This window comes from Streptomyces sp. NPDC006925 (genome assembly GCF_042869575.1).
In the GTDB taxonomy this organism is placed as follows: domain Bacteria; phylum Actinomycetota; class Actinomycetes; order Streptomycetales; family Streptomycetaceae; genus Streptomyces.
In genome coordinates this window covers 87,813-105,276 of the sequence record NZ_JBIAGB010000011.1, presented here as the reverse complement: position 1 = coordinate 105,276, position 17,464 = coordinate 87,813, and the positions used below count along the sequence as shown (strand labels likewise).

Sequence of the window (17,464 nt, the reverse complement as noted above, 5' to 3'; positions counted from 1 at the left end):
TGTGCTCCGGACCGAGGTCATCGTCGCGATTTCGGTGGCGTATCTGGGTCTGCTCTTCGGAGTGGCCTTCTACGCCGACCGGCGGGCGGATGCCGGGCGGAGTCTGATCAACAACGCTACGGTCTACGCGCTGTCGCTCGCGGTGTACGAGACGGCGTGGGCCCTTTACGGCAATGTGGGTGGGGCTGCCACGACCGGTATCGGCTTCCTGGGGGTCTATCTGGGGCCGACGCTCATGCTCGCGCTCGGCTGGCTGGTGCTGCGCAGAATCATCCGGATCAGCCGGCGGCACCGGCTGACTTCGCTGTCCGATTTCGTCTCCGCCCGCTACGGCAAGAGCGCGGTGCTGGGTGGCCTGGTGGCAGTCATCGCCGTGGTGGGGGTCGTCCCTTATATCTCGTTGCAGTTGAAGGCGATCTCCAACGCCTTCGAGATCCTTCGGCGGTATCCCGAGATCACCACTCCTTCGGAGCTCGGCCATGTCCCGCTGCTCGAGGACACCGGCTTGTATGTGACGCTGCTGCTCGCCGCGTTCACCATTCTTTTCGGTGCACGGCACCTGGACACCGCCGAGCGTCACGAGGGGATGGTGACGGCTGTCGCCTTCGAGTCCCTGGTCAAGCTCGGGGCGCTCCTGGCGGTCGGGGTCTTTGTCACGTTCTGGATGTTCAGCGGATTCGGTGATCTGTTCACTCGTGCGGCGAATGCCGACTTCACGCAACTGTTCGTTTTGGAAGGGCACGTCAGCTACGGCAGTTGGGTCTGGCTGACCGTGCTGTCGATGCTGTCGATCGTGCTGCTGCCTCGGCAGTGGCAGATCACCATTGTCGAGAACGTCGATGAGAGGCATCTCAAGCGGGGGATGTGGTTGTTCCCGCTCTATTCGCTCGCCATCACGATCTTTGTGCTTCCGCTCGCGGCCGGGGGGCTGCTGCGACTCGGCAATACCGCCGACGCCGACACCTACGTACTGACCCTGCCGATGGCCGAGGGGCAGCAGGGGCTGGCGCTGCTGGTCTTCGTCGGGGGGCTCAGCGCGGGCACGGCCATGATCACGGTCGAGACCATCGCGCTCAGCACCATGGTGTCCAACTCGCTGGTGATGCCGCTGCTGCTGCGTCCCATGTCCCGGCTTGCGTACCGGGCCGACGTCACCCGGTTGGTGCTGGGCATTCGCCGGACGGCCATCGTGCTGATCCTGCTGCTCGGGTACGCGTACTTCCGGCTCGCGGGTGAAGGGCAGGCGCTGACGGCGTTCGGCCTGGTGTCGTTCGCGGCTGTGGCACAGTTCGCGCCCGCGATTCTCGGCGGCCTGTTCTGGAAGGGCGGTACTCGCTGGGGTGTGCTGGTGGGCCTCGTCGCGGGGTTCGTCATGTGGGCTTACACCCTGCTGCTGCCGAGCTTCGCCGAGGCGGGGTTGTTGTCCGCCTCGTTCCTGCGTGACGGCCCGTTCGGTATCGAACTGCTCCGGCCCCAGCAGTTGTTCGGCCTGACGGGAATGGATCCGATCAGCCATGCGATGTTCTGGAGTGCGCTGGTGAACATCGGCGGATATGTCGGCGTCTCCCTCGTAGGCCGGCCGACGGCCGCCGAGCAGGCGCAGGCGGTGCAGTTCGTCGACATCCTCACGGAGCCTGCCGGAGGGCGCCGTCGGCAGGTCAGTGCCACGGTCGGGGCGTTGCAGTCCGTGCTGGAGCGCTTCCTGGGGCGGGAGGGCGCACAGCGGGCGGTGCGCTCCTACCCCGGAGCCGGCCCCGACTCTCCGGAGGCCAAGGCCACCCCCGATCTGATCCATCACGTGGAGGCTCAGCTCTCCGGCTCTGTCGGTGCGGCGTCCGCGCGGCTTGCGATCGACACGGTGGTCGGAGCGGAACCGGTCCGCACCGATGAAGTAATGGAGATGCTCGGCGAGGCCTCGCAGAGGGTCGAGCTGATCCGGCGACGGCTGGATTTCCTCTACGACGCGACCAGCGACATCGGCACCACCCTCGATGTGGTCCAAACGGCCGAGGAGCTGGCACGGGCAGCGGTCCCGGGCTTCGCGGACTATGTCACCGTGGATCTGGCCGAGCCGGTGCTGCGCGGCGACGAACCGGCGCTGGGCGGCGGCGACAGCAGACGGTTGCTCCGTACGGCCGTCAACGGGATCCGTGATGAGGTGCCTTTCTTCACCGTCGGTGAGGTGATCACGTTCACGCCGGCGTCGCCGTCCGCCCGCACCGTCGAGACGGGTCAGGCGATTCTGGTGCCCCGGCTGCGTGACTCCCCCGGATGGCAGACAGTTGGGCCGGAGCGGGCCGCCCGTATTCTCGACTTCGGGGCTCACTCGCTCATCACGGCGCCGCTGCCCGCCCGCGGTGTGCTCCTGGGCGTCGTCAACTTCTGGCGGTCGGAGAAACCGGAGCCCTTCGATCAGGACGACCTCTCCCTCGCGGCTGAACTGGCCACTCATGCAGCCGTGTCTCTCGACAACGCACGCCGCTACACCCGGGAACACGGTATGGCAGTGGCGCTTCAGCGGAGCCTGCTGCCGCGTGCCCTGCCCGAGCAGCACGCCGTCGAGGTGGCTTACCGCTACCTCCCCGCGCAGGAGGGGGTCGGTGGCGACTGGTTCGATGTCATCCCCTTGCCGGGCGCCCGTGTCGCGCTGGTGATGGGCGACGTCGTCGGGCACGGGCTGCACGCCGCCGCCACCATGGGACGGCTGCGCACCGCTGTGCACAACTTCTCCTCCCTCGACCCGCCTCCCGACGAACTCCTCGGTCACCTGGAAGAGCTGGTCACCCTCACCGACCAGGACGTGGTCGCGGCCGGTGACGAGACCACCATGACCGGCGCCACCTGCCTGTACGCCGTCTACGACTCCGTGACCCGTGACTGTGCGATCGCCAGGGCCGGGCACCCGACGCCCGCTCTGGCACACCCCGACGGCACGGTCGAGTATCTGGATGTGCCGTCCGGGCTGCCTCTCGGCATCGGCGGGCTGCCCTTCGAATCCGCCGAGCTGCGGCTGCCCGAGGGCAGCAGGCTCGTCATGTTCACCGATGGCCTGGTCGAACGCCGGGACCAGGACATCGACGTCGGACTCGAACAGCTCCGCGAGACTCTGAGGGGCGCGGACCAGTCCCCGGAGCAGATCTGCGACGCCGTACTCGAGGCCCTCCTCCCGGTTGTCCAGAGCGACGACATCGCGCTGCTGGTAGCCCGTACGCGAGTGCTGGGGGCGGGGCAGGTCGCACACTGGGACGTGGAGTCGGACCCGGCGGCTGTTCCCCGCGTACGCGCCGCCGTCTCCGCACAACTCACGGGGTGGGGCCTGGCGGGCCTTGCGGATACCACGGAACTGATTCTCAGCGAGCTGATCACCAACGCCATGCGCTACGGGGCCGGGCCCATCAAGGTACGGCTGCTGCGCAACCGTACCCTCACCTGCGAGGTGTACGACCAGAGCCTCACCTCGCCGCACCTGCGCTACGCGGCCACCATGGACGAGGGCGGACGGGGCCTCTTCCTCGTCTCCCAGCTCGCCGCACGCTGGGGCACCCGCTACACCAAGGACGGCAAAGTGATCTGGGCCGAGCAGACCATTTCGGTGCCCCCCGGTGGCTGACCGTCACCGCGTACGAACCGGCGCCCCTGCCCTGCCGGGCTGCGGCCGTAGGCGCTGCGTCGTCACGAAGAGCCAGGGAGGAGCCCGACTGGCCGGCTGGCCGGCGGCGCCGTATCGGCTACGCGGCGTGGGAACTGTCCGGGAACTGTCCGGGGGGCCTCGCGTTTTCACGGGGTGGGCTGTCCGGCGCCTCACGTGACGCACAGCGCGAGGATCGTCGCGTCGTCCTCGGCCTCGCGCCCCAGCAGGGTCGCGGCCAGGCAGTCGACGGCCTCCTGGGCCGAGGTGCCGCGCTCCGCGCACTCCCGGGCGGCTGCCATCAACGCTGCGACCCCCTCGTCCAGGTCCATGCCGCGGTGCTCGATGACCCCGTCCGTGTAGCAGAGCAGCAGGTCGCCCGAGTACAACCGGGTGGTGGTGAGCGGGTAGGCCGCATGCGCGGTGACCCCGAGCATCAGTCCGTGCTCCGCCTCCAGCAGCCGCGGCACCCCGTCCCGCACCAGGATCGGTGTGGGGTGCCCGGCACTGGCCCAGCGCAGCACCCGCGCCCGCGGGTGCAGATGGCCGACCACACAGGTGGCGGTGGTGTCCAGGCCGCTGTAGTAGACGACCTCGCCCAGCGCCGTGGTCAGCGCCGCCGCGTCCTGGTCGGTGTAGGCGAGTCCGGCCAGCGCCGAGCGCTGCTGCACCGCCCGGCTGGCCGCGTCCACACCGTGCCCGGAGGCGTCGCCGACGGCCAGCAGCACCCGCCCGTCGGGTAGCTCCCGGCACTTGTACCAGTCGCCGCCCACCCCAGAGTCGGAGGGCACGTAGACGGCGCCGACGGAGAGCCACGGCGCGGTGAGGACGCCCAGCGGCGGGGTGAGCGCCTGGCGGAAGGTCTCCGAGACCCGCCGGTCGACGGCCGCCTCCCGGCGCAGCCGCTCGGTCTCGGTCAGAGCCCGGCTGAGCAGCTCCTCCTGGCCGGTGACGTTCCGCGCGGTGAACAGCAGGGAATCCGGCACCCCGGCGCCCTCCGGCTCGGCGTGGCCGATCCAGCGGATCCGCCGCTCCCGCCCCGCCACCCGGAGGGTGACCTCGCGGTCCACGACCTCGCCGCCGCGCAGCAGGGCGCTCATGTCGGCGGCGAAGGCGGGCACGTCCTCCGGGACGATCCTCCGCCGCAGCTCCAGCAGCTCGGCCGTCACGTCGTCGACCGAGGTCACCGAGCGGGCCTCGCCGTCCAGACCGTGCTCCGGCTCCGCCGCGGCCCCCGGCGCGGTGGGCAGGTCCAACAGTCGGCGCAGCCCGTGCGACCAGCGCATCCGGCCGCTGACCAGGTCCCATTCCGCCCATCCCAGCCGGCTGCGCTCCTGGATGCGGTGGCTGAGCCGCACGTCGCCCACGGGTTCCCAGTTCGTCAGCAGCAGGCCCTCGTCCGGCAGCAGCACCACCGTGCCGCGCAGCCGCCCGCGCTGGAGACCGCCGTCGACGAGGTCGACGTAGTCGAGGTCGTCGACGGCGACCGGGCCGCGCCCTTCCAGGGCGGCACGGTAGACGTCGTACATCCCGCTGGCCCGGATGCCCGGCCGGGTCTGCGACAACGACCGGCCGAGCAGGCCGCGCGGGTCGCGCTCGACCCCGCTCAGTTCGAGGTGGTTGGCGCCGACGACGAGGAAATCCCGGGCCGCGCCGTCCCCCGTGTGCTGCGCCCGGAGCACCGCGGCGCTGCCCCGCAGCACGCCCAGCACCGCGGGCAGCCAGGACGGCAGCCCGGGCAGCACCGCCACCTCGGGGGTCGCCCGGTCCGCGGTACCACCGCGGCGGGGCGGTCCGCTCCCGGCGCTCCCGGCGGGCGCGGTGGGGAGACGGCGCGCCTCGGTGACACGGACGCGCGCGCGGTGCCGGGCGTGCGCCTCCGTACGCAGCGCGACCCGGTCGAGCTCCCGGAAGGCGTCTTCCGGGGTTCGGGCGACGGCTGCGGAGCCGGGGTCCGCGGAGAAGGCGTCCATATGTGCTCATTGTCGGCCTTGCCGCGGATCTTCGCCGGGTGACGGCCGGCAGCGGCCCCCGGACGGCGGCGCCCTCCGGGGCCGCGCATCCTTTCCCCCCAGCAGACGGACCGCTCGTCCGGAACCGGTCGGGCCGACGCCTGTGGGCGCCCGGGGATCCGCCGGCGCCGCACCCTAGAATCGGGAACATGACGGCAGACGAGGGGTCGGTGCGGGTCGACAGCTGGATCTGGTCCGTCCGCCTGGCGAAGACCCGTTCCCAAGCGGCGACCGCCGCCCGCGGTGGACACGTCAAGGTCAACGGTGAGCGGGCGAAGGCGGCCCACGCTCTGCGGGTGGGCGACGAAGTGCGGGTGCGGCAGGCGGGCCGGGAACGGATCGTGATCGTCAAACGGCTGCTCAAGAAGCGCGTGGGGGCCTCGGTCGCCGTCGAGTGCTATCAGGACAACAGCCCACCGCCGCCCTCCCCGGTGGAGATGCCGCTCGTCCCCCGGCGCGAACGCGGTGCCGGCCGCCCCACCAAGCGCGACCGGCGCGAACTGGACCGGCTCCGCGACGTACGGCGCGCGGTGCCCGAACCGGAGTGAGGCGCGGTTTCCCCAGCCGATGGGACGCGGTGCCCGAGCCGGACCATGCGAACGCGCGGTCTGGAGTTCGCGGATGACCGAGCGGAGCCGACGGCCGCTGGCGGGCGTGCTGGCAGCGATGGCGGTGTCCCTGACCGGGACCCGCATCTCCGCCATCGCGCTCCCCTGGTTCGTCCTGGTCACCACCGGCAGCACCGCCCGCACCGGGCTGGTGGCCCTGTGCGAGATGGCCCCCTACGTCCTGGTCAAGGCGTTCACCGGACCGCTGGTGGACCGGATCGGCCCGCGCACGGTCTCCTGGATCACCGACGTCGTCAGCGCGGCCGCGATCGCCGCCGTCGGCCTGCTGCACCTGGTGGACGTGCTCTCGTTCTGGCTGCTGCTCCTGCTCGTCGCGGTGATCGGAGCGGCCCGTGGGCCCGGTGACCTGTCGAAGGAGATCATGGTCCCGGTGGCCGCGGAACGCGCCCGGGTGCCGCTGGAGCGGGCCGCCGGACTGGCCGGGGTCACCGAGCGGCTGGCCTCCACCGTGGGCCCGGCCGCCGGCGGCGCGGTGGTGGCCCTGCTCGGTGCGCAGACCGCGCTGTTCGCCATCGCCTGCTGCTTCGCCGCGGGTTCGGTCCTCATCGTGCTGCTGCTGCCGGGCCGCCGCGCAACCGCGCCGCCCGGCTCCGGCCCCGAGGCCCGGACCGGGCCCGAGGACGGCTACTGGCGGCGGCTCGGTGCCGGCTTCCGCTTCCTGCGGCGTGATCCGCTGCTGCTCACGGTGATCGCCATGGTCGGCGTCACCAACCTCCTGGACGCTGCCTTCGCCACGCTGCTGCTGCCCGTCTGGGCCCGGGAGTCCGGCAACGGGCCCGGCGCGATCGGGCTGGCCAACAGCGCGCTGGGAATCGCCGCGGTCCTCGGCAGCCTGCTGGCCGCCGCTGTCGCGCACCGGATGCGCCGCCGCCCCGTCTTCTTCGCCGGGTTCCTGCTGGCGGGTGCGCCCAGGTTCCTGATCCTGGCCGTGGACGTACCGCTGTGGGCGGTCTTGGCGGTCTTCGCGTTCGGCGGGTTCGGGGCGGGCTTCCTCAATCCGATACTGGGGGCGCTCAACTTCGAACGGGTGCCCGGCGAGCTGAGGGGCCGGGTCAACGCGCTGGGCGACTCGCTCGCCTGGGCCGGCATCCCGCTCGGCGGCCTCCTCGCCGGAACCGCCGTCGCCTCCTTCGGCCTGGTGCCGGTGCTGTGCGCCGGCGCTGCGACCTACTTCCTCACCACGAACCTGACCGGACTGCGGCCGGAGTGGCGCGAGATGGACCGGAAGCCGTCGCGGCCCCGAAGCGCCGGCGGCCAACCCGCGGACGCGGGAGCCGGCGCCGCGCCCGACGGTCGGGGCACGGCGGCAGAGCCGGGATCGGCCGGCGACCTGACGTCCGCCCGGCCGTAGCCCGCAGCTCCGCCGCGCGGGCCCGGCTGCCGAACGGCGTACGGAAGCGGCCCGGAGCCCGCGGCGCCGGGCAGGTCACCCTCCCCCGCGGCGCGGGCCGCTCCCGGCCTCGATCCGGTCCCGGCCTCGGTCCGGTCCCGAGCTCCCATGCCGAGGGCCATGGTCGGCCCGGCGGACGTCCAGCCGGGCGGCAAAGCGCCTCGGCAGGCATGCCGGAGCGGCGGCCAGGGGACCCGGCACGCATGACGATCCTCGGTCTGCCGGACCGCATCCGCGCATGCCTGTTCGACCTGGACGGCGTGCTGACCAAGACGGCCGCCGTGCACGCCGCCGCGTGGAAGGAGATGTTCGACGCCTATCTGCGGGACCGGGACGGGCCCGGGTTCCGCCCCTTCGACCAGGTGGCGGAGTACGACGCCTATGTGGACGGGCGCCCGCGGGCCGACGGCGTACGGACCTTCCTCGCGGCGCGGGACATCCACCTCCCGGAGGGCGACCCCGACGATCCGCCCGGCCGCGAGACGGTCAACGGCCTGGGCAACCGCAAGAACGACCTGCTGCTGCAGAAGATCCGCACCGACGGTGTGGCGGCGTACGAGGGCTCGGTGCGGTATCTGCACGCGGTGCGGGCGGCGGGGCTGCGGACGGCCGTGGTCTCCTCCAGCGCCAACTGCCGCGATGTGCTGGCCGCGGCCGGTATCGAGGATCTGTTCGAGGTACGGATCGACGGGATCGTGGCCCGGGAGCGCCGACTGCCGGGCAAGCCACGTCCGGACACCTTCCTGGCCGCAGCCGGGGACCTGGGGACGGCCGCGGGCGAGTCCGCCGTCTTCGAGGACGCGCTCGCCGGGATGGACGCCGGACGGGCCGGGGCCTTCGGGTATGTCGTGGGGGTCGACCGGACGGGACAGGCCGACGCGCTGCGCGCGCACGGCGCGGACACCGTCGTGCAGGACCTGGCCGAACTGAGCGACCGGGAGGGGGCCCGGGAACGGGACGCCCCCCGGCACCCGCAGCGGAAGGAGCGCCCGTGATCAGCAACTCGTCCTACGCCGTGCAGCCCTGGTCGTTGCGCGAGAGCACGCTGGATGTCGACAGGCTGCCGCAGAGCGAGTCCCTCTTCGCGCTCTCCAACGGGCACATCGGCTGGCGCGGCAACCTCGACGAGGGGGAGCCGCACGGGCTGCCCGGCACCTATCTCAACGGGGTGCACGAGCTGCGCCCGCTGCCGTACGCGGAGGGGGGCTACGGCTACCCCGAGGCCGGGCAGACGGTCATCAACGTCACCAACGGGAAGGTCATGCGGCTGCTCGTCGACGACGAGCCGTTCGACGTGCGCTACGGCAAGCTGCGCTCCCACGAGCGGGTGCTGGACCTGCGCACCGGACTGCTGCGCCGGGTCTGCGAGTGGAGCTCCCCGGCAGGCTGCACCGTACGGGTCACCTCGACCCGGCTGGTCTCCTTCGGCCAGCGGGCCGTCGCCGCCGTCTCCTACGAGGTGGAGCCGCTGGACTCGGACGTGCGCGTCGTCGTGCAGTCCGAACTGGTCGCCAACGAGCAGCTGCCGCAGAAGAGCGGCGAGGACCCGCGGGTCGCCACCGCGCTGGAGGACGTGCTGCAGCCGGAGGAGGACTTCGCCTCCGACATGCGGCTGCGCCTGGTGCACCGCACCGAGCGCAGCGGGCTGCGGGTCGGCGCGGCCGCCGATCACCTCGTGTACGGCCCCGAGTCGACCAGCACCTCCAGCGAGAGCGGCGAGAACGTCGCGCGGCTCACCGTCACCGCCGAGCTGCGGCCGGGCGAACCGCTGCGGGTGGAGAAGCTGGTGGCCTACGGCTGGTCGGGGGTCCGCTCACTGCCCGCCGTGCGGGACCAGGTCGACGCGGCCCTCGCCGGTGCCCGCAGCAAGGGCTGGCAGGGGCTCGTGGACGAGCAGCAGGCGTATCTGGACAGCTTCTGGGCGCGGGCCGACGTGGAGGTGGACGGGGACGCGGAGATCCAGCAGGCGGTGCGCTTCGCCCTCTTCCACGTGCTGCAGGCCGGTGCCCGGGCCGAGAAGCGCGCCATCCCCTCCAAGGGGTTGACGGGCTCCGGCTACGACGGCCACTCCTTCTGGGACAGCGAGCAGTTCGTGCTGCCGGTGCTCACCTACACCTCGCCGGACTCGGTGGCCGAGGCGCTGCGCTGGCGGCAGGAGACCCTGCCCGCGGCGCGGGACCGGGCCCGCCAGCTCGGCCTGCGGGGTGCGGCCTTCCCCTGGCGGACCATCGACGGCTCGGAGTGCTCCGCGTACTGGCCGGCCGGTACGGCGGCCTTCCATGTCAACGCCGACATCGCGGACGCGGTCACCCGGTACGTCGCGGCCACCGGCGACGTGGAGTTCGAGCGCGAGACGGGGGTCGAGATCCTGGTGGAGACCGCCCGGCTGTGGCACTCGCTGGGCCACCACGACCACCACGGCACCTTCCACTTCGACGGGGTCACCGGGCCCGACGAGTACAGCGCCGTCGCGGACGACAACCTGTACACCAACCTGATGGCGCAGCAGAACCTGCGCGAGGCGGCGGACGTGGTGGAGCGGTACACCGAGCAGGCCGCCGCGCTGGGGGTGGACGACGAGGAGGCCGCCGCCTGGCGGGACGCGGCCGAAGCGGTGGCGCTGCCGTTCAACGAGACACTGGGCGTGCACGAGCAGTCGGCGGGCTTCACCGGGCACCAGATGTGGGACTTCGCCTCGACCGGCCCTGACCAGTATCCGCTGATGCTGCACTTCCCCTACTTCGATCTGTACCGCAAGCAGGTCATCAAGCAGGCCGACCTGGCGCTGGCGCTCTACAAGCGCGGCGATGCCTTCGACGCGGAGCAGAAGGCCCGCAACTTCGACTACTACGAGCAGATGACCGTCCGGGACTCCTCCCTCTCCGCCTGCTGCCAGGCCGTGATGGCCGCCGAGGTCGGGCATCTGCGGCTCGCCTACGACTACGTGGGCGAGGCGGCGCTGATGGACCTCGCGGACCTGGAGAGCAACACCCGCGACGGACTGCACATCGCCTCGCTGGCCGGGGCCTGGATCGCGCTGGTCGCCGGGTTCGGCGGGATGCGGCTGCGGCACGGCATGCTGGACTTCTCCCCGCTGCTGCCCGAGCAGTTGAGCCGGCTGGCGTTCACCGTGCAGGTGCGGGGGCGGCGGCTGCGGGTGGAGATCCGCAGCCGGACGGCCCTCTACACGCTGCTGGAGGGCGAGCCGCTGGAGCTGTGCCACTGCGGCAGGCAGTTCACCCTCTCGGCCGGGGAGCCGCAGACCCACCAGGTGCGGCGCCCGCCGCCCCGGCCCGAACCGTCTCCGCCGCAGGGCCGGCACCCCGCCCGGCGGCGCGGCGGCCCGGTGCCGGTCGAGCCGGGAGGGTGACTCCGGCGCGGCTCCGGGCGGCGCGGACACCCACCGGTCCGCGGGCTTCCGTCCGGAGCCGTCCACCGGGGCCGGGCCGGGGCCGGAACCCTCCGCCGGGCTGCCGGACGCGGCGCTGCCGTCAGGCGTGGGTACTGCCGTCAGGCGTGGCGCTTCAGCTCCCGGCGGGCCAGCGAGCGCTGGTGCACCTCGTCGGGTCCGTCGGCCAGCCGCAACGTCCGTGCCGAGGCCCACAGGTGGGCGAGCGGGTAGTCCTGCGAGACCCCGGCGGCGCCGTGCAGCTGGACGGCGTCGTCGAGGATCCGCACCACCGCACGCGGCGTGGCGATCTTGATCGCCTGGATCTCGGTGTGCGCGCCCCGGTTGCCGACGGTGTCCATCAGCCAGGCCGTCTTCAACACCAGCAGCCGCAACTGCTCCACCTGCACCCGCGCATCGGCGATCCACTCGCGCACCACGCCCTGCCGGGCCAGCGGCGCCCCGAAGGCCGTCCGGTCCAGCGCCCGGCGGCACATCAGCTCGATGGCCCGCTCGGCCATGCCGATCAACCGCATGCAGTGGTGGATACGGCCCGGGCCGAGCCGGGCCTGCGCGATGGCGAAGCCCCCGCCCTCCTCGCCGACGAGAGCGGACGCCGGGACGCGGACGTCGTGGAAGACCACCTCGGCGTGGCCGCCGTGGTAGTGGTCCTCGTACCCGTAGACGGACATGGCACGGCGCACCTCGACACCCGGGGTGTCCCGGGGGACGAGCACCATGGACTGCTGGCGGCGCACGTCCGCGCCGTCCGGGTCGGTCTTGCCCATGACGATGAAGACGGCGCAGTCCGGGTGCATGGCCCCGGAGATGTACCACTTACGGCCGGTGACGACGTACTCGCCGCCCTCCCGCCGGATCCGGGTGCCGATGTTGGTGGCGTCCGAGGAGGCGGCGTCCGGCTCGGTCATGGCGAAGGCCGAGCGGATCTCGCCGGCCAGCAGCGGATCCAGCCACCGGGAGCGCTGCTCGGGCGAGCCGAACTGGGCGAGCAGTTCCATGTTCCCGGTGTCGGGCGCCGCGCAGTTGAGCGCGGTCGGCGCGAGCTGCGGACTGCGCCCGGTGATCTCGGCCAGCGGCGCGTACTGCAGGTTGGAGAGTCCGGCCCCGTACTCCTCGTCGGGCAGGAAGAGGTTCCACAGCCCCTGCTTGCGTGCCTCGGCCTTGAGCTCCTCGATGACCGGCACCGTGCTCCAGGGGGAGTCCTGCGCACCGCGCTGCTCCTCGGCCGTCCGCTCGGCCGGGTACACGTGCTCCGTCATGAAGGCGAGCAGCCGCTCGCGCAGTTCCTCGGTGCGCGCGTCGTATGCGAAGTCCATGTGCTGCCTCAGCCCTTCCGCAGAGTGGAGAGTCCGTTGTCGATGAAGACCGGCACCAGCTCGCCGATCCGGTCGAAGCCCGCGCCGACCGTGCTGCCGAGCGTGAAGCGGTAGTGGATGCCCTCGAGGATGACGGCGAGCTTGAAGTAGGCGAAGGCGGTGTACCAGTTGATCCGCGAGACGTCGCGGCCCGAGAGCTCGGCGTAACGCTCGATCAGCTCCGCGGCCGAGGGGTGTCCCGGGGCCCCGCTGGTGGTGCTGACCGGCGAGTCGGGCACGTCCTGGCGTTCGCTGTACATCGCCAGCAGCCCGAGGTCGGTCAGCGGGTCGCCGAGCGTGGACATCTCCCAGTCGAGCACCGCGGCGACCTCGCCGTCGGCGTCGATCAGCACATTGTCGAGGCGGTAGTCGCCGTGCACGACGGTGGGCCGCGGCGAGTCGGGCAGCGCCTCGCCGAGCGCGCCGCGCAACTCGTCGATACCGGCCAGCTCACGGCTGCGGGACGCCTCCAGCTGTTTGCTCCAGCGGCGCAGCTGCCGCTCCAGGAAGCCCTCGGGCCGCCCGAAGTCACCCAGCCCCACCTCGTGCGGATCGACGGCGTGCAGCGCCACCAGCGTCTCGGGCAGGGCCAGGACGACCTCGCGGGTCCGCTCGGCGCCGAGCGGGGCGAGTTCCCCGGCGGTGCGGTAGGGGGTGCCCTCGACGTGGTCCATCACGTAGAACGGCGCACCGAGCACGTCCGGGTCCTCGCACAGCAGCACGGTCCCGGGCACCGGCACCGGGGTGTCGCGCAGCGCGCTGATGACGCGGTGCTCGCGGGCCATGTCGTGCGCGGTGGCCAGCACGTGCCCGAGCGGCGGCCGCCGCACCACCCACCGGCCGGTCCCGTCGGTGACCCGGTAGGTGAGATTCGACCTGCCGCCCTGGACGACCTCGGCGCTCAGCGGTCCGCGCACCAGTCCGGGGCGCTCGCGTTCCAGGTGCGCGGCCAGCCGCGGCAGATCGAGACCGGGCGGGTTCTGTTCGCTCATCGTGCGCGCTCCTTCGGCATCGGTCGCATCCGATCATGCCGACTAGTCGGTATGGAGTCCAGAGGGGATCCCCATCCGGTCCGGATTCCGCTCCCGGCGGCGGGGCGGCGGGACGGTCCGGATTGACCGCCGACCTCCCGGCTCGGTGTGTGATGCACCGCTTTCCGACCGAAGTCCCATGACAGGCGCACGGGTCGCGCTCTAGCCTCGGGGCATGCCCATGGGTGACAACGAGCCGCTGTTCGTACGCGACGCGCGCTCCAGGAACGGCTACGTCCTCAACCACCGCAACCCCTCCGGCCTGGCCCTGATCATCGTCCTCACGGTCGGGGTGCTGATCCTGGCCGCCGTCGCGCTCGCCTGACCCGCGCCGGCCGAAGCCCGGCGGGCGTCCCTCAGCACACCCGGGCGCGCGCCAGTGCGCTCCGCACGGCCTCGCGGGTCTCCTCCGGAGTGCCGGCGACGGAGACGGCGGCACCGTACTCGTCCCGGCCGAGCGGTTCGAGGGCCTCGAACTGGGAGCGCAGCAGGCTGGACGGCATGAAGTGGCCGCCGCGGCGGGCCAGCCGTCCGGCTATCAGCGGGCAGGGGCCCTCCAGGTGGACGAAGAACAGCCGCCCGGACGCCTGGCGGAGCCGGTCGCGATAGCGGCGCTTGAGCGCCGAGCAGACCAGCACGCCCCCGCCGGCGGAGCTGCCGGCGGCCCGGCGGCGCAGCCAGTCGGCCAGCGCGTCCAGCCACGGCGCCCGGTCCGCGTCGTCCAGCGGGACACCGGCCGACATCTTCTCGATGTTGTGCGCGGGGTGGAAGTCGTCCGCGTCGGCGAACGGCACACCGAGCGCCTCGGCCAGCCACTCCCCGACGGTGCTCTTGCCGGACCCGGACACCCCCATGACGGCAACGAACGGCGCGTGCGTCCCCTCCGGGCCGTTCACAGCAGCATCATTCCTCCCACTCCGACCAGCACCAGCACACACGCCAGCGCCCCCAGGGTCTGAGCCGCCCCCATCGTCCGGGGCCGGGACCGGGAGAGCGCACGGATCCGGCGGTGCGCGGTCACCAGCAGGCCCACCCAGGCCAGCACACCGAGGCAGGCGGCCGCCACAGCGGGACCGGAGGGGTCGGCGAGCGCCACCCGCGCCGTCAGCGCCACCGACACCGCGCAGGTCAGCGTCGTACGGCGCCAGGCCAGCCAGGTGCGCTCCGGCTGGGCGCCCGGGTCGCGGGGCGGCTCGCCGCTCACCGGCCGGCCAGGCCGAACACCACGACGGCGACGACCAGCAGCGCCGCGAACGCCGTGCCGCCGGCCAGCAGCACCGGGAAGCGCGAGGCGGGCAGGTCCTCGCCGCGGCGCATGGCGCGCTCGCAGCGCACCCAGTGGTTCACGGCCCGGACGGCGCACAGCGCGGCACCGGCCAGCAGCACGGTCGCGACGGCCGTGCGCACCCCCCAGCGCAGGTCGGTCAGGAACTGGTCGACCGCGATCCCGCCCGCCACCAGGGCCAGCGCGGTGCGGATCCAGGCGAGGAAGGTGCGCTCGTTGGCGAGCGAGAAGCGGTAGTCGGGCGTGGTGCCCTCCTCCCTGAGCCGCTGGGGGGCGAACCACAGCCGAAGAGTCGCCGAGAGCCGGTCGCGCATGGCTCAACCGTACGCGGTGACCTGCGGCGCTTCCCCACGGGGACACCCGCGCCGCACGGGAGCGCCCCTTACAGCGCGGCGAGCCGCCGGTGGCACTCCAGTCCGTCCGGGACGACGTCGCCCCGCGCCTCCCAGCCGGCCAGCCGCCGCTCCAGCTCCTCCTCCGGCAGGAAGTCCCACCACGCGACCTCTTCCGGCTGCGGCCGGACGGGCAGTGTGCACACCACGTCGTACACCTGGAGGAACCAGGAGTACTCGGGCGTCTCGAAGAGGAACTTCAGCCGCCGCTCGGGCTGCGGCAGCCCGGTGACGCCCAGCTCCTCCTCGGCCTCCCGGAGCGCCGCCGTGTCGTAGTCCTCGCCCGCGCCCACCACGCCGCCCACCACCACGTCGTACATCCCGGGGAAGATCAGCTTGGTGGGGGTGCGGCGGTGCACGAAGATCCGGCCCGCCGCGTCCCGGACCCGGACGGAAGTGCTGCGGTGCCGCAGCCGGCGGGCGTAGACCTCGCCGCGCAGCCGCTGCCCGACCACCTGGTCCTGTGCGTCCACGATGTCCAGCAGCTCGTCCGCCGAGCGCCCCTGCTGTGTCATACGCCCATCCAAGCACCGCAGACGGGCCACGCGCAGGGGTGTCCGCGGGCGGGCCCGGAGGTTACTCTCCGGTCACCGGTCCCGGTGCAGTGTCCGGCACCTGTTGCGGCAGGTGTCGAGAAGGGTGGGAGCATGGCGTACGACGCCGATGTGATCGTGGTCGGAGCCGGACTCGCGGGCCTCGCCGCGACAGCCGAACTGGCCGACGCCGGGCGGCGCGTCGTCCTCCTCGACCAGGAGCCCGAAAATTCGCTCGGCGGGCAGGCGCACTGGTCCTTCGGCGGCCTGTTCTTCGTCGACTCGCCCGAGCAGCGGCGGCTGCGCATCCGGGACAGCCGCGAACTCGCCTGGCAGGACTGGCTGGGCACGGCCGCCTTCGACCGGCCCGAGGACCACTGGCCGCGCCGGTGGGCCGAGGCGTACGTGGACTTCGCCGCGGGCGAGAAGCGCGCCTGGCTGCGCGCCCAGGGGCTGAAGCTCTTCCCCGTGGTGGGCTGGGCCGAGCGGGGCGGCTACGGCGCGGGCGGCCACGGCAACTCGGTGCCCCGGTTCCACATCACCTGGGGCACCGGGCCCGGCATCGTCGAACCGTTCGAGCGGCGCGTCCGCGAGGGCGTGGCACGCGGCCTGGTCGAACTGCGCTTCCGGCACCGGGTGACCGGCCTGTCCCGGACGGCCGGAGCGCTGGACACGGTGACCGGCCAGGTGCTGGAGCCCAGCGACGCGCGGCGCGGCACGGCCAGCAGCCGGAAGGCCGACGGCAGCTTCGAACTGCGGGCCCAGGCCGTGATCGTGACCTCCGGCGGTATCGGCGGCAACCACGATCTGGTGCGTGCCCACTGGCCCGAGCGGCTGGGCACTCCGCCCCGGAAGCTGCTCTCCGGCGTGCCGGCGCACGTGGACGGGCTGATGCTCGACGTGGCCGGAGAGGCGGGCGGCCACATGATCAACCGGGACCGGATGTGGCACTACACCGAGGGGATCGAGAACTGGAACCCCATCTGGGCCCGACACGGCATCCGCATCCTGCCCGGACCCTCCTCGCTGTGGCTCGACGCCACAGGACAGCGGCTGCCGGTCCCGCTCTTCCCCGGCTTCGACACGCTGGGCACCCTCGACCACATCATGCGAACGGGGCACGGCTACACCTGGTTCGTCCTCAGCCGGAAGATCATCGAGAAGGAGTTCACGCTCTCCGGTTCGGAGCAGAACCCGGATCTGACCGGCCGGTCCGTGCGCGAGGTCCTGGGCCGGGCACGCGGCGGCGCCCCCGGACCGGTCCAGGCCTTCATGGACCACGGGGCCGACTTCGTCATCGAGCGCGATGTCGCCGCCCTGGCCCGCCGGATGAACGAGCTGACCGGTGACGGGCTGATCGAGGCGGCGGCGCTGCACCGGGAGATCGCCGCCCGGGACCGGGAGATCCGCAACCCCTTCACCAAGGACCTCCAGATCACGGCGCTGAACGGCGCCCGGCGGTACCTGGGCGACCGGCTCATCCGGGTCGCGGCCCCGCACCGCCTGCTGGACCCGGCCGCCGGTCCGCTGATCGCGGTCCGGCTCAACATCCTGACTCGCAAGAGCCTGGGCGGGCTGGAGACGGACCTCTCCTCGCGCGTACTCGCCGAACCCGCGCCGGGGTCGGGGGACGCGGCGCGCCGGGGCGCCCCGGTTCCCGGGCTCTACGCAGCGGGCGAGGCGGCGGGTTTCGGCGGCGGCGGTGTGCACGGCTACCGCTCACTGGAGGGCACCTTCCTGGGCGGCTGCCTCTTCTCGGGGCGCACGGCCGGACGGGCGGCGGCCGCCGCGGTCGCCTGA

14 protein-coding genes are annotated in these 17,464 nt (G+C 72.7%); 7 read left to right on the top strand and 7 right to left on the bottom strand.

All coding sequences use genetic code 11. The features are described from left to right. The first annotated feature begins 1 nt into the window (after nucleotide 1). Nucleotides 2–3,610 carry a SpoIIE family protein phosphatase gene (locus ACFYNS_RS17210; RefSeq protein ID WP_388603588.1) on the top strand — a complete coding sequence of 1,203 codons (3,609 nt, stop codon included), beginning with the start codon at nucleotides 2–4 and terminating at the stop codon, nucleotides 3,608–3,610. A 191-nt stretch (nucleotides 3,611–3,801) separates the two neighbouring features. On the opposite strand, the gene ACFYNS_RS17205 is transcribed toward ACFYNS_RS17210, so the two are convergent. Continuing rightward, the gene (locus tag ACFYNS_RS17205; protein ID WP_388603586.1) at nucleotides 3,802–5,601 is read right to left on the bottom strand and encodes a PP2C family protein-serine/threonine phosphatase; all 1,800 of its coding nucleotides are present in this window, start codon (nucleotides 5,599–5,601) and stop codon (nucleotides 3,802–3,804) included. Nucleotides 5,602–5,789: 188 nt separating this feature from the next. Here ACFYNS_RS17205 and ACFYNS_RS17200 point away from each other — a divergent pair, with 188 nt between their 5' ends. The 4 genes from ACFYNS_RS17200 (at nucleotide 5,790) to ACFYNS_RS17185 (ending at nucleotide 11,029) form a co-directional block, all read left to right on the top strand. Continuing rightward, nucleotides 5,790–6,188: an RNA-binding S4 domain-containing protein gene (locus ACFYNS_RS17200; protein ID WP_360303579.1), complete on the top strand. Its 399-nt coding sequence runs from the start codon at nucleotides 5,790–5,792 to the stop codon at nucleotides 6,186–6,188. 73 nt (nucleotides 6,189–6,261) lie between these two features. After that, the gene (locus ACFYNS_RS17195; protein ID WP_360303577.1) at nucleotides 6,262–7,620 is read left to right on the top strand and encodes an MFS transporter; all 1,359 of its coding nucleotides are present in this window, start codon (nucleotides 6,262–6,264) and stop codon (nucleotides 7,618–7,620) included. Nucleotides 7,621–7,862: 242 nt separating this feature from the next. Further along, nucleotides 7,863–8,654: a beta-phosphoglucomutase family hydrolase gene (locus ACFYNS_RS17190; RefSeq protein WP_360303575.1), complete on the top strand. Its 792-nt coding sequence runs from the start codon at nucleotides 7,863–7,865 to the stop codon at nucleotides 8,652–8,654. Then, complete coding sequence (locus ACFYNS_RS17185; RefSeq protein WP_388603583.1) at nucleotides 8,651–11,029, top strand: glycoside hydrolase family 65 protein; 2,379 nt, start codon at nucleotides 8,651–8,653, stop codon at nucleotides 11,027–11,029. The genes ACFYNS_RS17190 and ACFYNS_RS17185 overlap by 4 nt, the downstream gene beginning before the upstream one ends. 140 nt (nucleotides 11,030–11,169) lie before the next feature. Here ACFYNS_RS17185 and ACFYNS_RS17180 read toward each other — a convergent pair whose 3' ends face one another. Both ACFYNS_RS17180 and ACFYNS_RS17175 read right to left on the bottom strand, forming a co-directional pair. Further along, the gene (locus tag ACFYNS_RS17180; protein ID WP_360302428.1) at nucleotides 11,170–12,384 is read right to left on the bottom strand and encodes an acyl-CoA dehydrogenase family protein; all 1,215 of its coding nucleotides are present in this window, start codon (nucleotides 12,382–12,384) and stop codon (nucleotides 11,170–11,172) included. An 8-nt stretch (nucleotides 12,385–12,392) separates the two neighbouring features. Next, nucleotides 12,393–13,415, bottom strand: coding sequence for a phosphotransferase family protein (locus ACFYNS_RS17175; RefSeq protein WP_360302425.1), 1,023 nt, complete (start codon nucleotides 13,413–13,415; stop codon nucleotides 12,393–12,395). 214 nt (nucleotides 13,416–13,629) lie between these two features. Here ACFYNS_RS17175 and ACFYNS_RS17170 point away from each other — a divergent pair, with 214 nt between their 5' ends. Beyond that, nucleotides 13,630–13,779 carry a hypothetical protein gene (locus ACFYNS_RS17170; RefSeq protein ID WP_360302422.1) on the top strand — a complete coding sequence of 50 codons (150 nt, stop codon included), beginning with the start codon at nucleotides 13,630–13,632 and terminating at the stop codon, nucleotides 13,777–13,779. Between the two features lie 31 nt (nucleotides 13,780–13,810). Here ACFYNS_RS17170 and ACFYNS_RS17165 read toward each other — a convergent pair whose 3' ends face one another. The 4 genes from ACFYNS_RS17165 to ACFYNS_RS17150 all read right to left on the bottom strand — a co-directional run bounded on the left by ACFYNS_RS17165 (nucleotide 13,811) and on the right by ACFYNS_RS17150 (nucleotide 15,646). Further along, the gene (locus ACFYNS_RS17165; RefSeq protein WP_360302434.1) at nucleotides 13,811–14,308 is read right to left on the bottom strand and encodes a gluconokinase; all 498 of its coding nucleotides are present in this window, start codon (nucleotides 14,306–14,308) and stop codon (nucleotides 13,811–13,813) included. A gap of 38 nt (nucleotides 14,309–14,346) precedes the next feature. Then, the gene (locus ACFYNS_RS17160; protein WP_360302419.1) at nucleotides 14,347–14,658 is read right to left on the bottom strand and encodes a DUF202 domain-containing protein; all 312 of its coding nucleotides are present in this window, start codon (nucleotides 14,656–14,658) and stop codon (nucleotides 14,347–14,349) included. Continuing rightward, nucleotides 14,655–15,053, bottom strand: coding sequence for a YidH family protein (locus ACFYNS_RS17155; protein WP_019355365.1), 399 nt, complete (start codon nucleotides 15,051–15,053; stop codon nucleotides 14,655–14,657). Before ACFYNS_RS17155 ends, ACFYNS_RS17160 begins: the two co-directional genes overlap by 4 nt. Before the next feature lie 68 nt (nucleotides 15,054–15,121). Continuing rightward, nucleotides 15,122–15,646 (bottom strand): NUDIX domain-containing protein, encoded by a 525-nt coding sequence (locus ACFYNS_RS17150; RefSeq protein ID WP_360302416.1) that lies wholly within the window; start codon nucleotides 15,644–15,646, stop codon nucleotides 15,122–15,124. 132 nt (nucleotides 15,647–15,778) lie between these two features. On the opposite strand from ACFYNS_RS17150, the gene ACFYNS_RS17145 reads away from it, so the two are divergent. Further along, on the top strand, nucleotides 15,779–17,464 hold the full coding sequence (locus ACFYNS_RS17145; RefSeq protein WP_388603578.1) for an FAD-binding dehydrogenase: 1,686 nt from the start codon (nucleotides 15,779–15,781) through the stop codon (nucleotides 17,462–17,464).

Bases quoted from the DNA above. Each gene is read 5' to 3' on its own strand.
- ACFYNS_RS17145 (WP_388603578.1), top strand. From the start codon at position 15,779: ATGGCGTACGACGCCGATGTGATCGTGGTCGGAGCCGGACTCGCGGGC.
- ACFYNS_RS17155 (WP_019355365.1), bottom strand. From the start codon at position 15,053: ATGCGCGACCGGCTCTCGGCGACTCTTCGGCTGTGGTTCGCCCCCCAG.
- ACFYNS_RS17150 (WP_360302416.1), bottom strand. From the start codon at position 15,646: ATGACACAGCAGGGGCGCTCGGCGGACGAGCTGCTGGACATCGTGGAC.
- ACFYNS_RS17170 (WP_360302422.1), top strand. From the start codon at position 13,630: ATGCCCATGGGTGACAACGAGCCGCTGTTCGTACGCGACGCGCGCTCC.
- ACFYNS_RS17175 (WP_360302425.1), bottom strand. From the start codon at position 13,415: ATGAGCGAACAGAACCCGCCCGGTCTCGATCTGCCGCGGCTGGCCGCG.
- ACFYNS_RS17195 (WP_360303577.1), top strand. From the start codon at position 6,262: ATGACCGAGCGGAGCCGACGGCCGCTGGCGGGCGTGCTGGCAGCGATG.
- ACFYNS_RS17190 (WP_360303575.1), top strand. From the start codon at position 7,863: ATGACGATCCTCGGTCTGCCGGACCGCATCCGCGCATGCCTGTTCGAC.
- ACFYNS_RS17180 (WP_360302428.1), bottom strand. From the start codon at position 12,384: ATGGACTTCGCATACGACGCGCGCACCGAGGAACTGCGCGAGCGGCTG.
- ACFYNS_RS17200 (WP_360303579.1), top strand. From the start codon at position 5,790: ATGACGGCAGACGAGGGGTCGGTGCGGGTCGACAGCTGGATCTGGTCC.
- ACFYNS_RS17165 (WP_360302434.1), bottom strand. From the start codon at position 14,308: ATGGGGGTGTCCGGGTCCGGCAAGAGCACCGTCGGGGAGTGGCTGGCC.
- ACFYNS_RS17205 (WP_388603586.1), bottom strand. From the start codon at position 5,601: ATGGACGCCTTCTCCGCGGACCCCGGCTCCGCAGCCGTCGCCCGAACC.